Origin of the sequence: Streptomyces sp. NPDC000075 (assembly GCF_040301925.1) — a bacterium.
GTDB lineage: Bacteria > Actinomycetota > Actinomycetes > Streptomycetales > Streptomycetaceae > Streptomyces > Streptomyces polychromogenes.
Genome location: NZ_JBEPFL010000013.1, coordinates 1 through 20,069, shown reverse-complemented (window position 1 = coordinate 20,069; position 20,069 = coordinate 1). Strand labels below are relative to the sequence as shown.

General features: G+C 72.1%; 19 protein-coding genes, 1 tRNA gene and 2 pseudogenes. 12 read left to right on the top strand and 10 right to left on the bottom strand.

Annotated features, from left to right (window positions below; genetic code table 11):
- Positions 1 to 46: 46 nt before the first annotated feature.
- Together bagA and bagB are read left to right on the top strand one after the other, a co-directional pair.
- The gene (gene bagA, locus ABT403_RS17175; RefSeq protein ID WP_344169448.1) at positions 47 to 1,033 is read left to right on the top strand and encodes an ATPase BagA; all 987 of its coding nucleotides are present in this window, start codon (positions 47 to 49) and stop codon (positions 1,031 to 1,033) included.
- A gap of 17 nt (positions 1,034 to 1,050) precedes the next feature.
- A complete protein-coding gene (bagB, locus tag ABT403_RS17170; RefSeq protein WP_425580347.1) occupies positions 1,051 to 2,400 on the top strand; it encodes an ATPase BagB in 1,350 nt (449 codons plus the stop codon).
- Between the two features lie 37 nt (positions 2,401 to 2,437).
- Here bagB and ABT403_RS17165 read toward each other — a convergent pair whose 3' ends face one another.
- Positions 2,438 to 2,788 (bottom strand): WhiB family transcriptional regulator, encoded by a 351-nt coding sequence (locus ABT403_RS17165; RefSeq protein WP_052713450.1) that lies wholly within the window; start codon positions 2,786 to 2,788, stop codon positions 2,438 to 2,440.
- 397 nt (positions 2,789 to 3,185) lie between these two features.
- Here ABT403_RS17165 and ABT403_RS17160 point away from each other — a divergent pair, with 397 nt between their 5' ends.
- Positions 3,186 to 5,528, top strand: coding sequence for a transglycosylase domain-containing protein (locus ABT403_RS17160; protein ID WP_344169440.1), 2,343 nt, complete (start codon positions 3,186 to 3,188; stop codon positions 5,526 to 5,528).
- 92 nt (positions 5,529 to 5,620) lie between these two features.
- Here the strand turns inward: ABT403_RS17160 and ABT403_RS17155 are convergent, their stop codons facing one another.
- The gene (locus ABT403_RS17155; RefSeq protein ID WP_344169437.1) at positions 5,621 to 6,082 is read right to left on the bottom strand and encodes a GatB/YqeY domain-containing protein; all 462 of its coding nucleotides are present in this window, start codon (positions 6,080 to 6,082) and stop codon (positions 5,621 to 5,623) included.
- 68 nt (positions 6,083 to 6,150) lie between these two features.
- Here ABT403_RS17155 and ABT403_RS17150 point away from each other — a divergent pair, with 68 nt between their 5' ends.
- Both ABT403_RS17150 and ABT403_RS17145 read left to right on the top strand, forming a co-directional pair.
- Positions 6,151 to 7,089, top strand: a complete 939-nt coding sequence (locus ABT403_RS17150; protein ID WP_344169434.1) for a metallophosphoesterase — start codon at positions 6,151 to 6,153, stop codon at positions 7,087 to 7,089.
- Between the two features lie 110 nt (positions 7,090 to 7,199).
- Positions 7,200 to 7,273 (top strand) — tRNA-Pro (locus ABT403_RS17145).
- Positions 7,274 to 7,349: 76 nt separating this feature from the next.
- On the opposite strand, the pseudogene ABT403_RS39035 reads toward ABT403_RS17145, so the two are convergent.
- Positions 7,350 to 7,573: pseudogene (locus ABT403_RS39035) on the bottom strand (site-specific integrase); the annotation flags it as partial.
- A 37-nt stretch (positions 7,574 to 7,610) separates the two neighbouring features.
- Here ABT403_RS39035 and ABT403_RS17140 point away from each other — a divergent pair.
- From ABT403_RS17140 to ABT403_RS17120, 5 genes and pseudogenes are all read left to right on the top strand, one after another.
- Positions 7,611 to 7,848 (top strand): annotated as a pseudogene (locus tag ABT403_RS17140) (UTRA domain-containing protein); the annotation flags it as partial.
- Positions 7,849 to 7,987: 139 nt separating this feature from the next.
- Positions 7,988 to 8,338 (top strand): hypothetical protein, encoded by a 351-nt coding sequence (locus tag ABT403_RS17135; protein WP_344169431.1) that lies wholly within the window; start codon positions 7,988 to 7,990, stop codon positions 8,336 to 8,338.
- Between the two features lie 54 nt (positions 8,339 to 8,392).
- A complete protein-coding gene (locus ABT403_RS17130; RefSeq protein ID WP_344169428.1) occupies positions 8,393 to 8,770 on the top strand; it encodes a hypothetical protein in 378 nt (125 codons plus the stop codon).
- A 167-nt stretch (positions 8,771 to 8,937) separates the two neighbouring features.
- Entirely contained in the window at positions 8,938 to 9,465 is a 528-nt protein-coding gene (locus tag ABT403_RS17125) for a potassium channel family protein (protein WP_344169425.1), read from the top strand.
- Positions 9,462 to 10,790 carry a chloride channel protein gene (locus ABT403_RS17120; protein WP_344169422.1) on the top strand — a complete coding sequence of 443 codons (1,329 nt, stop codon included), beginning with the start codon at positions 9,462 to 9,464 and terminating at the stop codon, positions 10,788 to 10,790. Before ABT403_RS17125 ends, ABT403_RS17120 begins: the two co-directional genes overlap by 4 nt.
- Before the next feature lie 549 nt (positions 10,791 to 11,339).
- Here ABT403_RS17120 and ABT403_RS17115 read toward each other — a convergent pair.
- From ABT403_RS17115 to ABT403_RS17105, 3 genes are all read right to left on the bottom strand, one after another.
- The gene (locus tag ABT403_RS17115) at positions 11,340 to 11,933 is read right to left on the bottom strand and encodes an HD domain-containing protein (RefSeq protein ID WP_344169419.1); all 594 of its coding nucleotides are present in this window, start codon (positions 11,931 to 11,933) and stop codon (positions 11,340 to 11,342) included.
- A 10-nt stretch (positions 11,934 to 11,943) separates the two neighbouring features.
- Positions 11,944 to 13,245, bottom strand: coding sequence for a cytosine deaminase (gene codA, locus ABT403_RS17110; RefSeq protein WP_344169416.1), 1,302 nt, complete (start codon positions 13,243 to 13,245; stop codon positions 11,944 to 11,946).
- A 99-nt stretch (positions 13,246 to 13,344) separates the two neighbouring features.
- Positions 13,345 to 13,614 carry a hypothetical protein gene (locus ABT403_RS17105; RefSeq protein WP_344169413.1) on the bottom strand — a complete coding sequence of 90 codons (270 nt, stop codon included), beginning with the start codon at positions 13,612 to 13,614 and terminating at the stop codon, positions 13,345 to 13,347.
- Between ABT403_RS17105 and ABT403_RS17100 the strand changes: the two genes are divergently transcribed.
- The gene (locus ABT403_RS17100; RefSeq protein WP_344169410.1) at positions 13,604 to 15,448 is read left to right on the top strand and encodes a S9 family peptidase; all 1,845 of its coding nucleotides are present in this window, start codon (positions 13,604 to 13,606) and stop codon (positions 15,446 to 15,448) included. The genes ABT403_RS17105 and ABT403_RS17100 overlap by 11 nt on opposite strands.
- Positions 15,449 to 15,491: 43 nt before the next feature.
- Positions 15,492 to 16,328, top strand: coding sequence for an SURF1 family protein (locus ABT403_RS17095; protein ID WP_344169407.1), 837 nt, complete (start codon positions 15,492 to 15,494; stop codon positions 16,326 to 16,328).
- On the opposite strand, the gene ABT403_RS17090 is transcribed toward ABT403_RS17095, so the two are convergent.
- The 4 genes from ABT403_RS17090 to ABT403_RS17075 all read right to left on the bottom strand — a co-directional run.
- Complete coding sequence (locus tag ABT403_RS17090; protein ID WP_344169404.1) at positions 16,306 to 17,466, bottom strand: hypothetical protein; 1,161 nt, start codon at positions 17,464 to 17,466, stop codon at positions 16,306 to 16,308. The genes ABT403_RS17095 and ABT403_RS17090 overlap by 23 nt on opposite strands.
- Positions 17,463 to 18,014 (bottom strand): SigE family RNA polymerase sigma factor, encoded by a 552-nt coding sequence (locus ABT403_RS17085; protein ID WP_344169891.1) that lies wholly within the window; start codon positions 18,012 to 18,014, stop codon positions 17,463 to 17,465. Before ABT403_RS17085 ends, ABT403_RS17090 begins: the two co-directional genes overlap by 4 nt.
- Positions 18,015 to 18,462: 448 nt before the next feature.
- Positions 18,463 to 19,539, bottom strand: coding sequence for an aspartate-semialdehyde dehydrogenase (locus ABT403_RS17080; RefSeq protein WP_344169401.1), 1,077 nt, complete (start codon positions 19,537 to 19,539; stop codon positions 18,463 to 18,465).
- The coding region (locus tag ABT403_RS17075; RefSeq protein ID WP_351649201.1) for an ACT domain-containing protein at positions 19,536 to 20,069 on the bottom strand (534 nt) is incomplete at its 5' end. The genes ABT403_RS17080 and ABT403_RS17075, both read right to left, overlap by 4 nt.

Sequence of the window (20,069 nt, the reverse complement as noted above, 5' to 3'; positions counted from 1 at the left end):
GGGGGCGAGCGTAACGCCTGAGCGGGAGTGGTTAGGCTCGGAGGTTGTGAGCAGGCTCCAGGTGGTCAGCGGCAAGGGCGGCACCGGCAAGACCACGGTCGCCGCCGCACTCGCGCTGGCCCTCGCGCGCGAGGGCAGGCGGACTCTACTCGTGGAGGTCGAGGGCAGGCAGGGCATCGCACAGCTATTCGGCACGGAAGCGCTCCCCTACGAGGAGCGGAAGATCGCGGTCGCGCCCGGCGGGGGCGGCGGTGAGGTGTACGCGCTCGCCATCGACGCGGAACGGGCGCTGCTGGACTACCTCCAGATGTTCTACAAGCTCGGGTCGGCCGGGCGCGCCCTGAAGAAGCTCGGGGCCATCGACTTCGCGACCACCATCGCACCCGGTCTGCGGGACGTCCTGCTGACCGGCAAGGCGTGCGAGGCGGTGCGGCGCAAGGACAAGGCCGGACGGTTCGTCTACGACCACGTGATCATGGACGCGCCGCCGACCGGGCGGATCACCCGCTTCCTGAACGTCAACGACGAGGTGGCGGGGCTGGCCCGGTTCGGGCCGATCCACAACCAGGCGCAGGCCGTCATGAAGGTGCTCAAGTCCCCGGACACCGCCGTGCACCTGGTGACCCTGCTGGAGGAGATGCCCGTCCAGGAGACCTCCGACGGGATCGACGAACTGCGCGCGGCCGGACTTCCGTTCGGGCGCGTCATCGTCAACATGGTGCGCCCGCACCACCTGGACGAGGACACCCTGCGCGCGGCCGCGGAGGGCCGGCGGCCCGAGATCGCCAAGGCCCTGTCCCGGGCCGGGCTCGGCGGGGCGCGCCGGGGCGGGCTGGCGGAACGGCTGGTGGAGCCGCTGCTGGCGCAGGCCGCCGAGCACGCGAGCCGGGTGGAGCTGGAACGGGAGCAGCGCGCGGTGCTGGCGGGGCTGGACGTACCGACGTACGAACTCCCCCTGCTCGGCTCGGGGATGGAGCTGGCCGGGCTGTACGAGCTGGCGACGGAGCTGCGCAAACAGGCGGACGCCGAATGAGTGAGGGCGGGAACACCATGGGGCTGGACACGCCGCAGCGGCTGGCGGTCGACGCGCTGCTGGACGACCCGAAGACCCGGATCATCGTGTGCTGCGGCGCGGGCGGGGTCGGCAAGACCACGACGGCCGCGGCCCTGGGCGTGCGCGCCGCCGAGCGCGGGCGCAAGGCGGTGGTGCTGACCATCGACCCGGCGCGCCGGCTGGCGCAGTCGATGGGCATCGACTCGCTGGACAACACCCCGCGCAGGGTCGAGGGCGTGGACGGCGACGGCGGTGAACTGCACGCCATGATGCTGGACATGAAGCGGACCTTCGACGAGATCGTCGAGGCGCACGCCGACGGCGAGCGGGCGCGGGCGATCCTGGCGAACCCCTTCTACCAGTCCCTGTCGGCCGGTTTCGCGGGCACGCAGGAATACATGGCGATGGAGAAGCTGGGCCAGCTGCGGTCGAAGGACGACTGGGACCTGATCGTCGTGGACACCCCGCCGAGCCGGTCCGCGCTGGACTTCCTCGACGCGCCCAAGCGCCTCGGGTCCTTCCTGGACGGGAAGTTCATCAGGGTGCTGATGGCTCCGGCGAAGGTCGGCGGGCGGGCGGGGATGAAGTTCCTGAACGTCGGCATGTCGATGATGACCGGCACGCTGAGCAAGCTGATGGGGGCCTCGCTGCTGAAGGACGTGCAGACGTTCGTGGCGGCGATGGACACGATGTTCGGCGGGTTCCGCACCCGCGCGGACGCGACGTTCCGCCTGCTCCAGGCGCCGGGCACGGCCTTCCTGGTGGTCGCGGCGCCCGAGCCGGACGCGCTGCGCGAGGCGGCGTACTTCGTGGAGCGGCTGGCCGCGGAGAAGATGCCGCTGGCGGGCCTGGTGCTGAACCGGGTGCACGGGAGCGACGCGCGGCAGCTGTCGGCGGAGCGGGCGCTGGCGGCCGCAGAGAATCTTGAAGAAGGCGGCATTGTCGATCAGGAGTCCGGGAAAGCTGGACTTCGTGACGCCGCCGACGACGGCTCCCCCGCCGTGGACGACGCGCAAGACGTGCACGATGTACAGGACGTACCGAACGCGCAGGACGTACAGAACGCGCAAGACGCCGTCGTGGAAAGCGCGGTGGACGGCGCGGGAGTCGCGGAGGGTGTGAGTGGTCCCGGTGATGCTGACGCGATCACCGCGGGGCTGCTGCGCCTGCACGCGGAGCGGATGCAGGTGATCGCGCGGGAACAGCGCACGCGCGACCGCTTCACCTCGCTGCATCCCGAGGTGGCGGTGGCCGAAGTGGCCGCCCTGCCCGGCGATGTGCACGACCTCGCCGGGCTGCGGGCCATCGGTGAGCGACTCGCGGCCGGGGTTCCGGCCGGAGCTTGAGCGTACGTACGAGGGAGCCGGCGCGGCGCCGGGGTGGTTACCCGGCTGCCGCGTAGGTCTCGTACGCCACGTCGATCTCCGCGCCGACATCCACGGTGAGGATGCCGGTACTGCGCTCGTACTCCGTGCGAGCGGTTTCGAGCAGCCGTCGCCACGAGGTGACGGTGGGACGCCTGCGCAACAAGGCGCGGCGTTCCCGCTCGGTCATTCCGCCCCACACGCCGAACTCCACACGATTGTCGAGCGCGTCGGCCAGGCACTCGGTCCGCACCGGGCATCCGGTGCACACCGCCTTGGCCCTGTTCTGTGCCGCTCCTTGAACGAACAGTTCATCCGGATCGGTAGTGCGGCAGGCTGCCTGCGCACTCCAGTCGGTTACCCAGCCCATCCCGGTGCCGTCCTCTCCCGAATCGAGGCTCCCCCACGGCGGTAGCGGCATATTCACCGCTGCCAGTTGAGGACGTTACGGAAGGCGGGGACGGTGCAACACCCCCGACGGGCCCAATCTTGAATGGTCCGAACGGACTATGGGTAAGCGGCAGATCACCCGACGGAGTGATCCGGCGACATGCCCGGCCATTCCGGCGATTCGGGTGAAATCAGGGAAGCGCCGGTGAGCGGCCGTCAGAGCGAAGGACGAGATTCGGACATGCGTCCACCCCATTCGGGAAGGGTGAAAATCAAGCCGAAGGGTTGATGTCGCACCGCACTGCTGTGACAGTTGGGGACAGCTTAGGCCAAGGCATTCGCGCGTGTCCGGCGAATGAGAACGTAGGCTGCCCTCTATGGGAAAGAAGCGCTCGGGCGCAGGGCTCACGGGGCCACAGCAGGCCACCAGGTTCCTCGGTTTGTCGGTTCTCTCCGGAGTCGTTCTCGCCGGCATCGCGATCCCGGGCGCCGGTGCGCTGGGTCTCGCCGCCAAGGGCACCGTCGAGGGCTTCGATGAGATCCCGGCCAATCTCAAGACGCCTCCGCTGAGCCAGCGGACCACCATTCTGGACGCCGAGGGTGGCCTGATCGCCACGGTCTATTCGCGGGACCGGCAGGTGGTCCCGCTCACGGCCATCTCGCCGTACATGCAGAAGGCGATCGTCGCGATCGAGGACTCCCGTTTCTACGAGCACGGCGCCGTAGACCTCAAGGGCATCCTGCGCGCGGTCAACCGCAACGCGCAGGAGGGCGGCGCCGCACAGGGCGCCTCCACGCTGACGCAGCAGTACGTGAAGAACGTCTTCGTCGAGGAGGCCGGCGACGACCCGGCCAAGGTCGCCGAGGCGCAGCAGAAGAGCCTGGGCCGCAAGATCCGCGAGCTGAAGTACTCGATCCAGGTCGAGGAGGAGCTCGGAAAGAAGAAGATCCTCGAGAACTACCTCAACATCACCTACTTCGGGCAGGCGGCCTACGGGATCGAGTCCGCGGCGCAGCGCTACTTCAGCAAGCCGGCCAAGGACCTGACCCTGGACGAGTCGGCGCTGCTGGCCGGCGTCGTCCAGTCGCCGAGCCGGTTCGACCCGGTGAACGACGCCCAGGAGGCGATGAAGCGCCGCAACGTCGTCCTCCAGCGGATGGCCGACGTGAAGGACATCTCGCAGGCCGAGGCGGACGAGGCGAAGAAGCTGCCGGTCACCCTGAAGGTGACCCGCCCGAAGAACGGCTGCATCACCGCGGTCAAGGGCGCGGGCTTCTTCTGCGACTACGTGCGCAACACCTTCCTGTCGGACACGGTCTTCGGCAAGACCCGCGAGGAGCGGGCGAAGATCTGGAACCAGGGCGGCCTGACGATCCGCACCACCCTGGACCCGCAGTCCCAGGACGCCGCGAACAACTCGATCCGGGACCACGTCAACCAGGACGACTCGATCGCCACGGCCGTGACCATGGTCCAGCCGGGCACCGGCCGCGTCCTGGCCATGGGCCAGTCCAAGCCGTACGGCTTCGGGAAGAACGAGACGCAGATCAACTACTCCGTCGACAAGCGGATGGGCGGCTCCAACTTCGGCTTCCAGGTCGGCTCCACCTTCAAGCCCTTCATCGCGGCCGCGGCCATAGAGAAGGGCATGGAGCCGACGAAGGTCTACTCGGCGCCGAACAAGATGGAGTACCCGAGCCCGGTGGCCCGCTGCGAGGGCTCGCCGCCCTGGCAGAACCTGCCGCTGGCCGGCGGGAAGATGCAGACCGCCGAGAACGAGACGGCGGACGAGGTCGGCCCGTACGCACTGAAGACGGCGATGGAGAAGTCCATCAACACCTACTTCGTGCAGATGATCTCCGACATCGGCCTCTGCCCGGTGACGGAGATGACGCAGAAGCTCGGCGTGGTCCCGGCCAGCGGCGTGAAGCTGCCCGAGGAGCCGTCCATCGCGCTCGGCTCCGCCGAGATGTCCCCGCTGACGATGGCCAACGCCTACGCCACCTTCGCCAACCGGGGCGTGTACTGCACCCCGATCGCCCTGGAGTCGATCACCGACGCCCACGGCAAGGCGCTCGCGGTGCCGAAGAGCAAGTGCGACCGGGCGATGTCCCAGGACACGGCCGACACGATCAACAACCTGCTGCGCGGTGTGGTCGACTCCGGTACCGGTGAGAAGGCCGGCCTGAGCGACCGCGACAACGCGGGCAAGACCGGTACCACCGACGGCCGCTACAACGCCTGGTTCGTCGGCTACACGCCGAACATGTCCGGCGCGGTGTGGGTCGGCTCGGGCGGCGCGAAGAAGATCACGATGGAGGACATCACCATCGGCGGTCAGTACTACCCGAAGGTCTTCGGCGGTGGCCTGCCTGGCCCGATCTGGAAGGACGCGGTCTCGGGCGCGCTGGCCGGCCGCGAGGCCCCGCCGTTCGCGAACGTCCACATCCCCGACCCCTCGGTCGCGGGCGGCGGCGGCAACGGGAACGGGAACGGCGGGAACAACGGCGGAGGCGGCCGGGGCAACACCCCGAACCAGCCGACGGTCCCGCGCAAGCCCGGGAAGCCCGGCAAGCCCGGCGGCGACGGCAAGCCGGGCGACACCCGCCCCGGTACCGCGGCCGGCGGCGCGGGCGGCACCCCGGTCAACCCGCCGACCAACCCGATCCCCGGGCTCCCCGCCGACCCGGGCCTGATCGGCGGCAACGAGACCCAGTAGGAGCGCGACGGGGGAGGCCCCGGCCGGATCATCCGGCCGGGGCCTCCCCCGTTCTCCGTCCGCTCCTGGCTACGGGAGCGCGTACGAGAGCGTTACGACAGCTGCTTCTTCACGGCGGCGGCGACGCGGCCGCCCTCCGCCAGACCCGCCACCTTCGGGTTCACGATCTTCATGACGGCGCCCATGGCCCGCGGCCCCTCGGCACCCGCGGCCCTGGCCTCCTCGACCGCCTGCGCCACGATCGCGTCGAGCTCGTCGTCACCGAGCTGCTTGGGCAGGTAGGCGTCGAGGAACTCGCCCTCCGCGGTCTCGCGCGCGGCCTGCTCGTCGCGGCCGCCCTGGGCGAAGGCCTCCGCGGCCTCGCGGCGCTTCTTCGCCTCCTTCGCGATCACCTTGAGGACCTCGTCGTCGGAGAGCACGCGTGCCTCCTTGCCCGCGACCTCCTCCTTGGTGATGGCGGCGAGGGTCAGGCGCAGCGTGGACGAACCGAGTTCGTCGCGCGCCTTGATGGCGGTGGTGAGGTCTTCCTGGAGCTTGGCCTTGAGCGTGGTCATGCCCTTGAGTCTGCCAGGTACGGGGGCTGTGGCGCCCATCGGTTTTCCGCGTCTGCGACCATGGGGCCATGCGCGCGCGTTACGGAGTACCCCTGAAGGTCACCGCCGGAATCGCGGCGGTGGGGGCCGCGGGAGTGGCCTATGCCGCCGGATTCGAGGCCCGCTCCTTCCGGCTGCGCCGGGTCACCGTCCCCGTGCTCCCCGCCGGGGCCCGTCCGCTGCGCGTGCTCCAGGTGTCGGACATCCACATGGTCGGCGGGCAGCGCAAGAAGCGCGCCTGGCTCCAGTCCCTGGCGGGGCTGCGCCCCGACTTCGTCGTCAACACGGGCGACAACCTCTCCGACACCGAGGGGGTGCCGGAGCTCCTCGACGCGCTCGGCCCGCTGATGGAGTTCCCCGGCGTGTACGTCTTCGGCTCGAACGACTACTACGGGCCCCGGCTGCGCAACCCCGGCCGCTACCTGATCGAGAAGGCCCAGGGCCGGCACGGCCTCAACGGCAACAAGCCGGTCGTCGGCGCGGTCCACAACCCGTGGGAGGGGATGCGGGACGCCTTCGACGCGGCGGGCTGGCTGAACCTGACCAACACCCGGGGGCGGCTGAAGCTGAACGGCATGGAGCTGGCGTTCACCGGCCTGGACGACCCGCACATCAAGCGCGACCGCTACGAGCGGGTCGCGGGCGGCCCGGAGGCGGACGCCGACCTGTCGATCGCCGTCGTGCACGCCCCGTACCTGCGGGTGCTGGAGTCCTTCACGGCCGACCGCTACCCGCTGATCCTCGCCGGGCACACGCACGGCGGGCAGCTGTGCGTCCCCTTCTACGGGGCCCTGGTCACCAACTGCGACCTCGACACGAAGCGCGTGAAGGGCCTGTCCACGTACGAGACCGGGGGCGAGCGCTCCTACCTGCACGTCTCGGCGGGCTGCGGCACCAACCGCTTCACCCCGGTCCGCTTCGCCTGCCCCCCGGAGGCGACCCTCCTGACCCTGGCCCCGAAGGCCTAGGACCGGCCGGGGGACCGCCGCCGGCCCCCTGTGAAAACCGGATTTCGTCTCCGGCGCCGGGTCCGCTAAAGTAATCGATGTCGCCAGGCGGAAACGCCGAGGGTGACGATCGGGGTGTAGCGCAGCTTGGCAGCGCGCTTCGTTCGGGACGAAGAGGTCGTGGGTTCAAATCCCGCCACCCCGACAGAGTAAGACCAGGTGAGGCGCCTACCATTTCGCTAGGTGCCTCACCTGTTTTTGCTGAGTGTCTGACTGAGTGACTACATCTGTGGATCGCCCCTGAAGATGCCGTCCATGATCGTCGCCCGCTTCTGGATCACCGGGTGGAGCTGCTTCCGGTAGACCGCCTCCCTGACCGCCGCGCCAGAGTGCCCGACGAACCGCGAGATCCTTTCGAGCGGGCCTCTTCATCAGACAGCAGGGACACGAAGCTGTGCGGCAGCTCGCGCGGCGTCCACTCCTTCGCCTCGATCCCGTCGACGGCCGTGATCACCCGCCGGATCGGGTGGCTCCTCGCCCATGTCTGTGCTTCCGAAGGTGGGCCGGACCCAGGGGTCGGAGTCGTGACCACCTGGGAGAGATGGGCGTCACCGTCAGCCATGCCGTCGAGCAGCCGGAGCCGCGGAACGCGAGCGCCGAAGAAGCGTCGCTTCTCGGAATCCAGAAGGTTTCCGTCGTGACCCACACCCGGCGGATGTGCCACAGCGACCAGGGCAGCCCATGGAGACGGAGGGCATCGTCATCCCGGCAGTCGCTTGATCAATCGATCGCTAGGCGATCGCCAAGGGGACGGACGGCGGTCGAGTTGGTGACGGCAGGTCATAGGGCAGTGGAGCGGAGATCGCGATCTTCCACCGAAGCCACTTCGCCTGCCTGAGGAGGTTCGTAGAGTGCAGGCATGGCCATACCTCGTGAGCCCAACGGGCGCCCGCTGACCCTCTACACGCTCGATCTGGAGGCCGCTCTGGAGTACGCCCGTGAGGCGCTCTCCGAGGGGCTGAACGTAGAGATCACTGACCGCGATCTACGTGATACGCAGACCTGTCGCAGCTTTCAGGAGAGTCCGGTCCTCGTGAAGTACTGGGGTGTCTCGCTCAGTGATGACGCCAGTGCGAGAGGCCTCCGATCGGCCTCAGCTCACCAGATCATCGACGCTGTCGAGAAGCTGCGCCCCGAAGAGTACGGCGCGATCCACGCGGATGATCTGGTCGAGTTCTGCAAGGCGCACTACCGCAAAACTGGCGCCTGAGCTCATGCGGCACGAAACCTGTCAAGTGAGGCACACGCCCAAGGGAGGACGTACGTGTTCGGTAGCGGTAAGACCCTGAGCAACTTCAAGGTCGGAGACAAGGTCACGGTCAGGGCGCCGAGCGACAGGCCCCTGTTTCACCATGGGTCTCACGGGACCGTCGTCACCATTGGCACGAAGCGGGTCCATGTGCGGATGGACACGGCCGCGTTCGAGAACCACGACGGCGAGGTGGCCAACTTCCTTCCTGGCGACCTTGATATGGGGCACGTGGGCACACCTCGAAACGTGGACCGCATGAACGACGCCTTCACCAGTGTGAAGCTGGCGGTCGGAGCGGATCTTGTGTCGGTGGCACTGGATGTCGGCGTCATCACGGCAGATCAGGGGGAACGGATCAAGACGGCATGGGCCGACCACTTGCAGCGCTGACGAGCTGCGGCGAAGGGCCTGATCCACATCAGTGGATCAGGCCCTTCGCTGTTGTGCGTTCCCCCACGTGGCCGGGGTACCGGGGTGGCCGCGCGTGAGGTGCGGGTGGGGGCCCGGGGTGCTGCAATGCCCGGAGGGGGGTCGGCGGCCGGCGAGGAGGAGCGGGCATGGGGTACGGCGGCTCCTCGCGCGCTCTGGTGCTGGGGCACCTGCTGCGGGCCTGTGGGGTGATGGCGCTGATCACCTGGCTGTACTACCTGGCTCCGCTCGACTACGGCTTCGGGGCCGTCGCCGTCGTGGCGCTGGCCGGGGGGCTGGTGCTCTTCGGGTGGCTGGTCCTGCGGCAGGTCGGCGCGATCGCCCGGTCGGTCCATCCGCGGCTGCGGGCCATGGAGGCGATGGCGGCGGCGGTGCCGTTGTTCCTGGTGCTGTTCGCGTCGACGTACGTCCTGCTCTCGCGGGACCGTCCCGCTTCGTTCTCGGAGCCCCTGAGCCGGACCGATGCCCTGTACTTCGCGGTGACGGTGTTCGCGACCGTGGGTTTCGGGGACATCGCGCCGGCCGACGGGGCCGCGCGGGCGCTGACCACCGTGCAGATGGTGGCCGATCTGATCGTGGTGGGACTCGTCGCCAAGGTGCTCCTGGGCGCGGTCCAGACCGGGCTGTCCCGGCAGCCCGAAAGGAGCGGGCCATGACGGCGACCCAGCCGGCGGAGGCCGAACTGCTGCGGGGGCTCCTGAAGACGCCGGCGTACCGGAAGACGCTGGTGATGTGCGCGCTGGTCGGCATCCCGGTGTCGCTCGTGTGCTTCTGGTTCCTGGCCGGGCTGCACGAGCTGGAGCACCTGCTGTGGGAGAGCCTGCCGCACGGGCTGGGCTGGGACGCGCCGCCGTGGTGGTGGCCGCTGCCGTTGCTGCTGGTCGCGGGGGCGGTCGTGGGCTGGGTGGCGTCCCGGCTGCCCGGTGCGGGCGGGCACGTCCCGGCGGCCGGGCTGGCCGTGGGCGGGGCGTCGACCTCGGCGCTGCCCGGGGTGGTGCTCGCCGCGACCGCGAGCCTGCCGCTGGGTGCGGTGCTGGGTCCCGAGGCGCCGCTGATCGCGCTGGGCGGCGGGCTCGCGCTGCTGCTGCGGGACCTGGCGCGCGGGCCGGGGACCCCGCAGGCCAGCGTGCTGATGGGGGTGGCGGGGGCGGCCGCCGCCATCGCGGCGATCTTCGGCAGCCCGCTGATCGCGGCGGTGCTGCTGATCGAGGTGGTGGGCGTGGGCGGGCCGCAGCTGGTCGCCGTCATGCTGCCCGCGCTGCTGTCCAGCGGGCTGGGGGCGCTGGTGTTCACCGGGTTCGGGCGATGGACCGGGCTGAAGACCGGCGGCCTGACCGTCAAGATCCCCGACGAGGTGCCCCGGCTGGACGCGGCGGACGTGGGCTGGGGGCTGCTGCTGGCCGTGGCCGTGGCGGTGGTGCTGCGGCTGACGGTGGGCGCGGGGCAGGCCGTGGCGGCGTTCGTGACCAGGCGGACCGTGGTCCGTACGGCGCTCTGCGCGCTCGGCGCCGGGGTGTGTGCGGCGGTCTACGCCCTGGTCACGGGGCGGTCCCCGGAGGAGGTGGCCTCCTCCGGGCAGGCCATGATGGCCTCGCTCGTCGGGCATCCGCACGCCTGGGGCATCGGGGTGCTGGTGGCCGTCCTGCTGTGCAAGACGGCGGCGTACGCGCTGTGCCTGGGCGCCCTACGCGGCGGCCCGATCTTCCCGGCCCTGTTCCTGGGGGCCGCCGCCGGGGTGCTGGCGTCACCACTGCCGGGCCTGGGTGTGGTGCCGGCCGTGGCGGCGGGGCTGGCCGCGGCGGGTGCCAGCGTGCTGCGCCTGCCGGTCAGCAGCGCGGTGATGGCGCTGCTGCTGATCGGCAGCCCGTCGATGACGCCGGTGGTGATCCTGGCGACCGTCGCCGGTCTGGTCACCGCCGAGCTGCTGCCCGTGGGGCGGGTCCGCCGGGAGCCGGCGGAGCCCGCCGGTCAGCGGACCTGATCCCGGCCGAAGAACTCCGCGAGCGCGGGGGGCGAGGACGGCCGGGTCCGCGCCGTGGGTCTGGCCTTCCAGCGTGTGTGGTGGGTGCCGGCGGGCAGCGGGCCGGCGGGGGCCCGGGCGCCCGCGAGGGCAAGGGTGGCGACCGACGCCCGGGGGTCCGCCGGCAGCGGCCCTTCATGGTGTCGCCGACCACGCGGGCGGCGTGGGCGGGGGTGTGGGCGACGGCCGTGGTGAGCATGTAGGCGACGGTCTCCTCACGGCGGCCTGCGGCCAGCAGGGCGTCCAGCCGCTCGATGTAGCCGTCGGGGACCGGTGGGCGGCTGTCCTCTACGACGAACGGCGGCCCGTACAAGGCCATTTCCATGACGAGCAGGCCGCCGGCCGCGGCCTCCAGGGACCAGGACGGCGCCGGAGGACATGCCCATCACCCGGACGGCGCCCTCCAGTTCGGCCATGGCGGCGGCCAGGTCCTCGACCTCGCGCGCCCCGTCGGACGGTGCGGGGCCCCGGCCGGTGGTGCGGACCCTTCGGGGTGGCGGCCGGGCCGGGTTACGCGTCCAGGGGGTTCGCCGCGATGCGCTTCGCCGCGCCGCCCGCGACGTACGCGGCCGCCGCGCAGTCGGGCTTGCGGGCCGCCTGGTCCTCGACGAGGGAGAGGAAGGCGGGGCCGAAGCCGAGGCGGGGGTAGGCGGTCAGGAGGGTGGTGCGGAAGGCGGGGTCGAAGTCGGGGACGCGCAGGCCCGAGACGTCCGCGCTCGTGCCCACCTGGAGGAGGTGGCTCTCGACGTCCTCGGCGGCGGTGACGTCGTCCCGCATGTGCAGGACGATCACCTCCTCCGCCCGCGCCCGGCGGGCCGCGTCCCAGCCCAGGCCCGCCGTGAAGAGCCGCGCCACGTGGCCGCCGGCCTCCTCGAAGGGCAGGGTGTGGCTGTCGAACGGCGCGGTCAGGCCGAGGTCGTGGAGCAGGGCGCTGACGTAGAAGAGCTCGGCGTCGTAGGAGAGGCCGTGCCGGCGCGCGTACTCGGCGCCGAAGGCGTAGGAGCGGACGGAGTGGTTGAGCAGGGCGGCGTCCGCGTACTCCGAGGCGATCTCGAAGGCGCGGCGGGCGGCGGCGGAGTCAAGGTTGTGCAGGGTCCACGTCATGCCCCGCACCCTAAAGGGGCGGGGTGAAGTCCACGTCGGACGGGTCCTGTTGCCCCGGCCACCACAGCCGCGTCGGTGCGGGCGGGGTCTCGGCGAGGACGCTGCCGCGCGCGACCACGTACCGGGGGCGGACCTGGCGGCGGACGGCCTCCTCGGGGGTCGGCGCGGGGAGGAGGACGAAGGACGCCGGGGCGCCCTCCACCACCCCGTACTCGTCCGCGCCCAGGCCGAGCACGCGGGCCGCACGCTCCGTCACCATCGAGAAGGCGAGCGGGATCTCCTCGGCCCCGGTGAGCTGGGCCGCGTACAGGCCGACGAGGGCGGTCTGGAGGGGGTTGGCGGTGCCGAGCGCGTTCCAGGGGTCCATCACGTCGTCGTGGCCGAAGGCCACGTTGACCCCGGCGGCCAGCATCTCCTTCACCTGGGTGAGGCCGCGCCGCTTGGGATAGGCGTCGAAGCGGCCCTGGAGGTTGAGGTTGGCGAAGGGGTTGGAGACCAGGTTGACGCCCGAACGGGACAGGAGCCGCTGGAGTTTGAGGCTGTAGGCGCCGTTGTAGGAGCCCATGGCCGTCGTGTGGGAGGCGGTGGCCCGCTCGCGCAGGCCCGTGCGCAGGGCGAGGGTGGCGAGCACCTCCACGAAGCGGGACTGTTCGTCGTCGATCTCGTCGCAGTGGGCGTCGACCCGCAGCCCGTGCTCCTCGGCCAGCGCGAAGGCCGTCCGCAGGGAGGCGATCCCGTCCTCGCGGGTGTCCTCGAAGTGCGGGATCGCTCCGACGACGTCCGCGCCGCGCGCGACGGCCTCGCGCAGCAGCGCCTCCCCGTCGGGGAAGGAGACCACGCCCTCCTGCGGGAAGGCCGTGATCTGGAGGGTCATCACGTCCCGGATCCGGTCGCGGACCTCCAGCAGGGCGTCGAGGGCCGTCAGCGAAGGGTCGGTGACGTCGCAGTGCGTGCGGACGTGGAGGACGCCCTGGGCCGCCTGCCAGCGCAGTACCTCGGTGGCCCGCGCGATCACGTCCTCACGGGTGAGGGTCCGCTTGCGTTCGCTCCAGCAGGCGATGCCCTCCCACAGGGTGCCGGAGGCGTTCGGCCGGGGCTGCCCTGCGGTCAGGGCGGTGTCCAGGTAGATGTGGGGCTCGACGAAAGGGGCGCTGAGCAGTCCGCCGTGGGCCTCGATGAGGACCCCCGTCGCGGGCGGCTCCTTCTGGTCGTCGTACGGGAGGACGCGCGCGATGCGTCCGTCCTCGGAGACCTCCACGTCGTGCAGACCGTGCTCGTGCAGCAGCCGGGCGCCCCGGACGATCATCCGCATGCCGCCAGGCTAGGCGCACGCGGGCCCTGTTTCACGTGAAACACAGCTCACGTGAAACACAGCTCGCGTGCGACACGGACTCTGGCCCGGTGCCGTGGCTCAGCCGCGCTTGGCCTGTGCCTTCTGGTGCATGCCGCGCGTCTTCGCCGAGAGGGACTGGGCGTCCCTGCCCGCGGCCTTGGCGCGTGCCTCGGCCGCCGTGTTCTTCGCCATCGCCTGCTCGGAGTCCTGATGGCTGTGGTGGCCGGTACGGGCCTTCTTGGCCATGATCAACACCTTCTCGGGGAGCGTTCGGCGTACGTCCTCCACCATGCGCCCGTTCGCGGCCGTCGGCATCCCGGCGGCACGTCGGGCAAGAATGGAGGGCATGACCAGCAGCGACAGCGATCTGACCCCGGGCGGGACGCCCGCTTCCGAGATGCCCGACTGGGAGAAGCGGTTCCGGGCCCCGCGCGTGGGACTCCCCGAATGGGCCGAGGACGCCCCGGACCGCTCGCTCTTCGTCTCGAACGCCACCGGGACCTACGAGCTCTACGCCTGGGACCGCGCCACCGGCACGCAGCGCCAGGCCACCGACCGCCCCAACGGCACGACCGAGGGCACCCTCTCCCCCGACGGCGAGTGGATCTGGTGGTTCTCCGACACCGACGGGGACGAGTTCGGCACCTGGGTCCGCCAGCCGTTCGCGGGCGGCCCCGACGAGCCCGCCACGCCGGGACTGGACCCCTCCTACCCCGCCGGGCTGGCCATCGGCCGCGACGGGACGGCCGTCGTCGGCCGGTCCACCGACGAGGACGGCTCGACGATCCACGTCCTGAGGCCCGGCGGCGCCCCGGAGGTGATCTACCGGCACCGCGAGTCGGCGGGCGTCGGCGACCTCTCCCGTGACGGGACGCTGATCGCGATCGAGCACACCGAGCACGGCGACGCGATGCACTCGGCGCTGCGCGTGGTCACCCTCGACGGGGCCACCGTCGCCGAGCTGGACGACTCGCGCGGCGGCACCGAGGAGCTGGGCCTGGAGGTGCTCGGCTTCGCCCCCGTCGAGGGGGACACCCGGCTGTTGGTCGGCCACCAGCGGCGCGGCCGCTGGGAGCCGATGGTGTGGGACGTCGCGGCCGGCACCCAGGAGGACCTCGCGATCGACCTCCCGGGCGACGTGAGCGCCGAGTGGTACCCGGACGGGACGGCGCTGCTCATCGAGCACAGCCACGAGGCCCGCGACGAGCTGTGGCGCTACGACCTGGCCGCGCGGGAACTCGTACGGGTGGACACTCCCCCGGGATCGGTCTCGGGTGCCACGGCGCGCCCCGACGGGACGGTGGAGTACCAGTGGTCCTCGGCCGCCGAGCCGGCCTCCGTACGGTCCACCGCGGGCGGGGTGGTGCTGGACCCGCCGGGGTTCCGGCCGCCCGGCTCGGTACCGGTGGAGGACGTGTGGGTGGAGGGCCCGGGCGGGCGGATCCACGCGCTCGCGCAGCGGCCGGCGGGCCACGGCGAGGGCCCGTTCCCGACGGTCTTCGAGATCCACGGCGGGCCCACCTGGCACGACTCCGACGCCTTCGCGGCGGCCCCGGCGGCCTGGCTGGACCACGGCTTCGCGGTGGTCCGGGTCAACTACCGGGGCTCGACGGGTTACGGCCGCGAGTGGACCGACGCCCTCAAGCACCGGGTCGGCCTGATCGAGCTGGAGGACATCTCGGCGGTCCGCGAGTGGGCCGTCTCCTCCGGCCTCGCGGACCCGGCGCGGCTGGTGCTCTCCGGCGGCTCGTGGGGCGGCTACCTGACCCTGCTGGGCATCGGGATGCGTCCCGACGACTGGGCGGTGGGGCTGGCCGCCGTACCGGTGGCGGACTACGTGACGGCGTACCACGACGAGATGGAGGCGCTGAAGTCCCTGGACCGCACCCTCTTCGGCGGCACTCCGGAGGAGGTCCCGGAGCGCTTCGAGGCCTCCTCTCCGCTGACCTACGTGGACGCGGTGAAGGCGCCCGTGCACATCGCGGCGGGGGTGAACGACCCGCGCTGCCCGATCCGGCAGATCGACAACTACGTCGACCGGCTCGTGGCGCGCGGCGCGGTCCACGAGGTGTACCGCTATGACGCGGGCCACGGATCGCTGGTGGTGGAGGAGCGGATCAAGCAGGTCCGGATGGAGCTGGAGTTCGCCCTCAAGCACCTGCCTCAGGGTCTCCCGCGCTGACCCGGCACCGGGCTCCCGGTGCGCCCCCCGTACCGTTGGTGGGGTGCACCGGTTTCTCCTGACCCCGCGCTGGTGGGGGATCAACGTCTTCGTCGCGCTCTCCATCCCCTTCTGCCTGTTCATGGGGACCTGGCAGCTCGGCCGGTTCGAGGACCGCGTCGGCAGCCACAAGGAGGCGAGCGCCGGGCGGCCCGCCGAGCAGGCGGCCGCGCCGCTGGACTCGCTGCTGCCGGTGGACACCAGGACCTCCGGACGGCTGGCCTCCGCGGCCGGTGAGTACGGGCGGCAGCTGCTGGTGCCCGAGCGGGACCTCGACGGCAAGCGCGGTTTCTACGTGCTGACCCTGCTGCGCACCGACTCCGGCAAGACGGTCCCGGTGGTCCGGGGCTGGCTTCCGGGCACGGCCGACGCGGCGAAGGCCCCGGCCCCGCCGGCCGGGCGCGTCGAGGTGACCGGGGCCCTGCAGGCCTCGGAGAACGCCGGCACCAAGGGCGTGCACGCGCAGGGCGGGCTGCCGGCGGGGCAGCTCGGGGTGATCGGGTCGGCCACGCTGGTCAACCTGGTGCAGGACCCCCTCTACGACGCCTGGCTGACGGTCCAGACCCCGGCCGACGGGATGGTTCCCGTCCCGGCGCGGGCGCCGAGCAACACCGGGCTCGACCTGAAGGCCTTCCAGAACCTCGGCTACACCGGCGAGTGGTTCGTCTTCGTCGCCTTCGTGCTCTTCATGTGGTTCCGGCTCTACCGGCGCGAGGTGGAGACCCTGCGCGACGCCGAGGCCGGGCTGCTGCCCGCCGCGGCCCCGGCGGGTGCGCCCGGGACCGGGGAGCAGGCGGCTCCCGCCCCGGCCGCCTCCGCTACGGCGCCGGCTGCGGAATGAGGCCCGTCCGGTAGACCGTGCCGCCGCAGGCCTGCGGGATGGTGGCCTGGGTGACGGGGGCTCCCGTGGCGGTGGCCGGGGCGTGGGAGACGGCCACTCCGGCCGGGTCCGGGTCGGCCTGTCCGCCCGGCAGTTTCGCTCCGCCCGCCGTGTCCCCGGTCCCCGCCGGTGCGTCCGCGGCCGTGCCGGCCGGGGTGTTCGCCGGGCTTCCGCCGGGCTGGTCCGCCGGCCGCTGCGCCGCGCCGTCCTGCTGCCGCGTCGTGGCCGTGGGGGCGGGCGCCGCCGGACAGGACTGCGCGGAGGGCACCCAGGCGAAGAGGACCTCGTACGCCTGCTTCGGCTGGAGCAGCACCTCGGGAGCCTCCGCCGACGGGTCGGGCAGCCCGCTGGCCGGGTCTCCGGCCGTATGCCCCGTCACGGTCACCCCCCGGGGCTGTGCGGGCGGCGGGCCGTGGGCCACCGAGGCGGCCGTCACGGTGTCGGGGCCGGTGACGGTGCAGCCCCGGGCGGAGACGTTGGTGACCTTGAAGCCGCCGTACACCTTGCCGTCGGCCTCGGGGGAGCGGGCGCTGCCGGCGACTCCGAGCTGGTCGGCGGTGCATTCGGGGACCAGCGCGGCCGCCCCGGCCGGAGGCTGGGGGCCGTTGCCTACGGCGGCGGTGGGCACTCCGTTGCCGGAGGGGCCGGCCGACACACCGCCGGACGGGGAACCGCCGGGCTGCGGGGAGGGCCGCTCCCCCGGGCCGCCGGGCGTCTGCCCCTTGCCCGGGGGCCGCGCCGGCTGCGGGCGGGTCCCGCCGTCGGCGCCGCCGTGGTGCACGTCGTCCGGGCGGGCGCCGGGGGCCTCGCCGTGGCCGGCCATCGCCGAGTGCCCGGCGGCGGTACCGCCTTCGTCCTCGTCGCCCAGGTGCAGCGCCGCCGGGATCGCGGTACCGGCCAGGATTACCGCCACGGCCGCCCCGACGAGGGCCTGCCGTTTACGGGCCCGGCGGGCGGGCACCGCGTGGCGCAGCCGTTCCAGGGCCCCTTCGGAGGGCTCCAGGCCCTGTACGGCCCCGGCGAGCAGACTGCGCAGCACCTGCTCGTCGCCGGGTGCCGGAGCGGCGGCACCCGGCAGGTTCCCGTGGTCGTCCCTCATGACTGCGCAGCCTCCATCGCCACCCTCAGCGCGGCAATGCCCCGCGATCCGTACGCCTTGACCGAGCCGAGTGATATGCCGAGCGTCTCGGCGACCTGGGCCTCCGTCATGTCCGCGAAATAGCGCAGCACCAGCACCTCGCGCTGGCGGCGCTGGAGTCCGCGCATGGCCTTGATCAGGTCGTCCCGTTCGAGCTGGTCGTACGCCCCCTCCTCCGCGCTGGCCATGTCCGGCATCGGCTTCGACAGCAGCTTGAGGCCGAGGATGCGGCGGCGCAGCGCCGAGCGCGAGAGGTTCACGACGGTCTGGCGGAGATAGGCCAGGGTCTTGTCGCGGTCGCGCACCCGGTTGCGGGCGGAGTGGACGCGGATGAAGGCCTCCTGGACCACGTCTTCGCAGGAGGCGGTGTCGTCGAGGAGGAGGGCCGCCAGGCCGAGGAGCGAGCGGTAGTGGGCCCGGTAGGTCTCGGTGAGGTGGTCGACGGTGGTCCCGGCCACGACCGGCGGCGCGTCGGCCTCACCGACGGCGGGCACGGAGACGGCGGGCACGGCGGCAGCGGGCACGGCCCCGGCAGGCACGGCGGCGGGCACGGAGACGGCGGGACCGCCTGCGGTGGGACCGGGCGCGGCGACCGGCTCCGCGCTATCGCGGGGCGAGGGCACGCGGCCGCCCGGAATCGCCCCGACGGGCGGCGCGGCGGCGGGAGGGCCTGCCTGCGGAACGGGCACGATCACAGGAAAGCCGCCGTATGCGCCGGTGCGCCGGCGCGGGGGAACGATCCCCGAGCGCGCCGGTACGACGGCGAAGTCCAAGAGTGCCTCTGCCACGCCCGTTGGACACGCGTCCCCCCGTCAGGGTTGTACGCGCGAGGCAGAGTATTCAGCAATTTCCCCATTGCCTTCATGCGTACCCGCTCTTCCCGATTGCCCCATTTATCCAGGCGGCAGTCGGGCCATCACCTTGATCAAGGGATCGAACCCGATCCTACAAAGCGAATTACGCGGATTCACCCGCGATCAGTTCCGAGATCTGGGCGGCGTTGAGCGCGGCACCCTTGCGGAGATTGTCCGCGCACACGAAGAACTCCAGGGCCCTGGCGTCGTCGAGCGAGCCCCGCAGCCGGCCCACCCAGGCCGGGTCCGTACCGGCCGCGTCCGCCGGCGTCGGCCACTCCCCCGCCGCCGGATCGTCCACGAGGACCACCCCGGGGGCCGTCTCCAGGATCTCCCGGGCGTGCGCCGCCGAGACCTCCCGCTCGAAGCGGGCCCGTACGGTCAGGGAGTGCCCGGTCACCACGGGGACCTGGACGCAGGTCACCGAGACGGGCAGGGCCTCCAGGCCCAGGATCCGCCGGGTCTCCGCCCGTACGGCCAGCTCGTGCGAGGACCAGCCGTCCGCGCGCAGCTCACCGGACCAGGGCACCACGTTCAGCGCGAGCGGTGCGGCGAACGGCCCGGTGTCCTCGCCGACGGCCCGGCGCACGTCCCCGGGCTGCTCGCCCAGCGGGCTCCCGGCGACCAGGGACAGCTGGCGGCGCAGCGCCTCCGCGCCGGCCCGGCCGGACCGGCTCGCGGCCTGGTACGAGGAGACGGCCAGCTCGGCCAGCCCGTACTCGGCGTGCAGCGCGCCCAGGGCGGCGATCATCGCGGCGGTCACGCAGTCGGGCCCCGCGACGATCCCGCGCGGGCGGCTGCGTACGGCGTGGGCGTTGACCTCGGGCACCACCAGCGGCACCTCGGGGTCCTCCCGGAAGGCGGCGGACTGGTCCACCACGGCGGCCCCGCGCGCGGTGGCGACGGGAACCCAGCGCGCCGACACCTCGGCCGGGGTCAGGAAGAGCACGACGTCGCCCGCGCCGAGGCCCTCGAAGGCGTCCTCGGTGAGGGCGAGCACCTCGGTCTCCTCACCGCGCACGGCCAGCACACGGCCGGCCGAGCGCGGGGAGGCGATCAGGCGTATGGCGCCCCAGACGTCCGCCCGCTGGGACAGGATCTGGAGCAGGATCGATCCGACCGCCCCGGTCGCCCCGACCACGGCGAGCGCCGGGGCCGGGGCCGACCGGTGCGGACTCATCGTCCGGTGCCTCCGTAGACGACGGCCTCGTCGCTGTCGGAGTCGAGGCCGAAGGCCGTGTGGACCGCGATGACGGCCGCGTTCACGTCGTCCTGGCGGGTCACGACCGAGATCCGGATCTCCGAGGTGGAGATCAGCTCGATGTTGACGCCCGCGTCGGACAGCGCCTGGAAGAAGGAGGCGGTGACGCCCGGGTTCGTCTTCATACCCGCGCCGACCAGGGAGATCTTGCCGATCTGGTCGTCGTAGCGCAGGGAGTCGAAGCCGATCTGCCCCTTCGCCTTCTCCAGGGCGTCGATGGCCTTGTGGCCCTCGGCCTTCGGGAGGGTGAAGGAGATGTCGGTGAGGCCCGTGGAGGCCGCCGACACGTTCTGGACGATCATGTCGATGTTGATCTCGGCATCCGCGATGGCGCGGAAGATCGCCGCGGCCTCACCCGGCTTGTCCGGGACGCCGACGACCGTGATCTTGGCTTCGGAGACGTCGTGAGCGACTCCGGAGATGATGGCGTGCTCCACCTGCGCGTCCCC

Bases quoted from the DNA above. Each gene is read 5' to 3' on its own strand.
- bagB (WP_425580347.1), top strand. From the start codon at position 1,051: ATGGGGCTGGACACGCCGCAGCGGCTGGCGGTCGACGCGCTGCTGGAC.
- ABT403_RS17165 (WP_052713450.1), bottom strand. From the start codon at position 2,788: ATGGGCTGGGTAACCGACTGGAGTGCGCAGGCAGCCTGCCGCACTACC.
- ABT403_RS17160 (WP_344169440.1), top strand. From the start codon at position 3,186: ATGGGAAAGAAGCGCTCGGGCGCAGGGCTCACGGGGCCACAGCAGGCC.
- ABT403_RS17155 (WP_344169437.1), bottom strand. From the start codon at position 6,082: ATGACCACGCTCAAGGCCAAGCTCCAGGAAGACCTCACCACCGCCATC.
- ABT403_RS17150 (WP_344169434.1), top strand. From the start codon at position 6,151: ATGCGCGCGCGTTACGGAGTACCCCTGAAGGTCACCGCCGGAATCGCG.
- ABT403_RS17135 (WP_344169431.1), top strand. From the start codon at position 7,988: ATGGCCATACCTCGTGAGCCCAACGGGCGCCCGCTGACCCTCTACACG.
- ABT403_RS17125 (WP_344169425.1), top strand. From the start codon at position 8,938: ATGGGGTACGGCGGCTCCTCGCGCGCTCTGGTGCTGGGGCACCTGCTG.
- ABT403_RS17120 (WP_344169422.1), top strand. From the start codon at position 9,462: ATGACGGCGACCCAGCCGGCGGAGGCCGAACTGCTGCGGGGGCTCCTG.
- ABT403_RS17115 (WP_344169419.1), bottom strand. From the start codon at position 11,933: ATGACGTGGACCCTGCACAACCTTGACTCCGCCGCCGCCCGCCGCGCC.
- codA (WP_344169416.1), bottom strand. From the start codon at position 13,245: ATGCGGATGATCGTCCGGGGCGCCCGGCTGCTGCACGAGCACGGTCTG.
- ABT403_RS17100 (WP_344169410.1), top strand. From the start codon at position 13,604: ATGGAGGGCATGACCAGCAGCGACAGCGATCTGACCCCGGGCGGGACG.
- ABT403_RS17105 (WP_344169413.1), bottom strand. From the start codon at position 13,614: ATGCCCTCCATTCTTGCCCGACGTGCCGCCGGGATGCCGACGGCCGCG.
- ABT403_RS17090 (WP_344169404.1), bottom strand. From the start codon at position 17,466: ATGAGGGACGACCACGGGAACCTGCCGGGTGCCGCCGCTCCGGCACCC.
- ABT403_RS17080 (WP_344169401.1), bottom strand. From the start codon at position 19,539: ATGAGTCCGCACCGGTCGGCCCCGGCCCCGGCGCTCGCCGTGGTCGGG.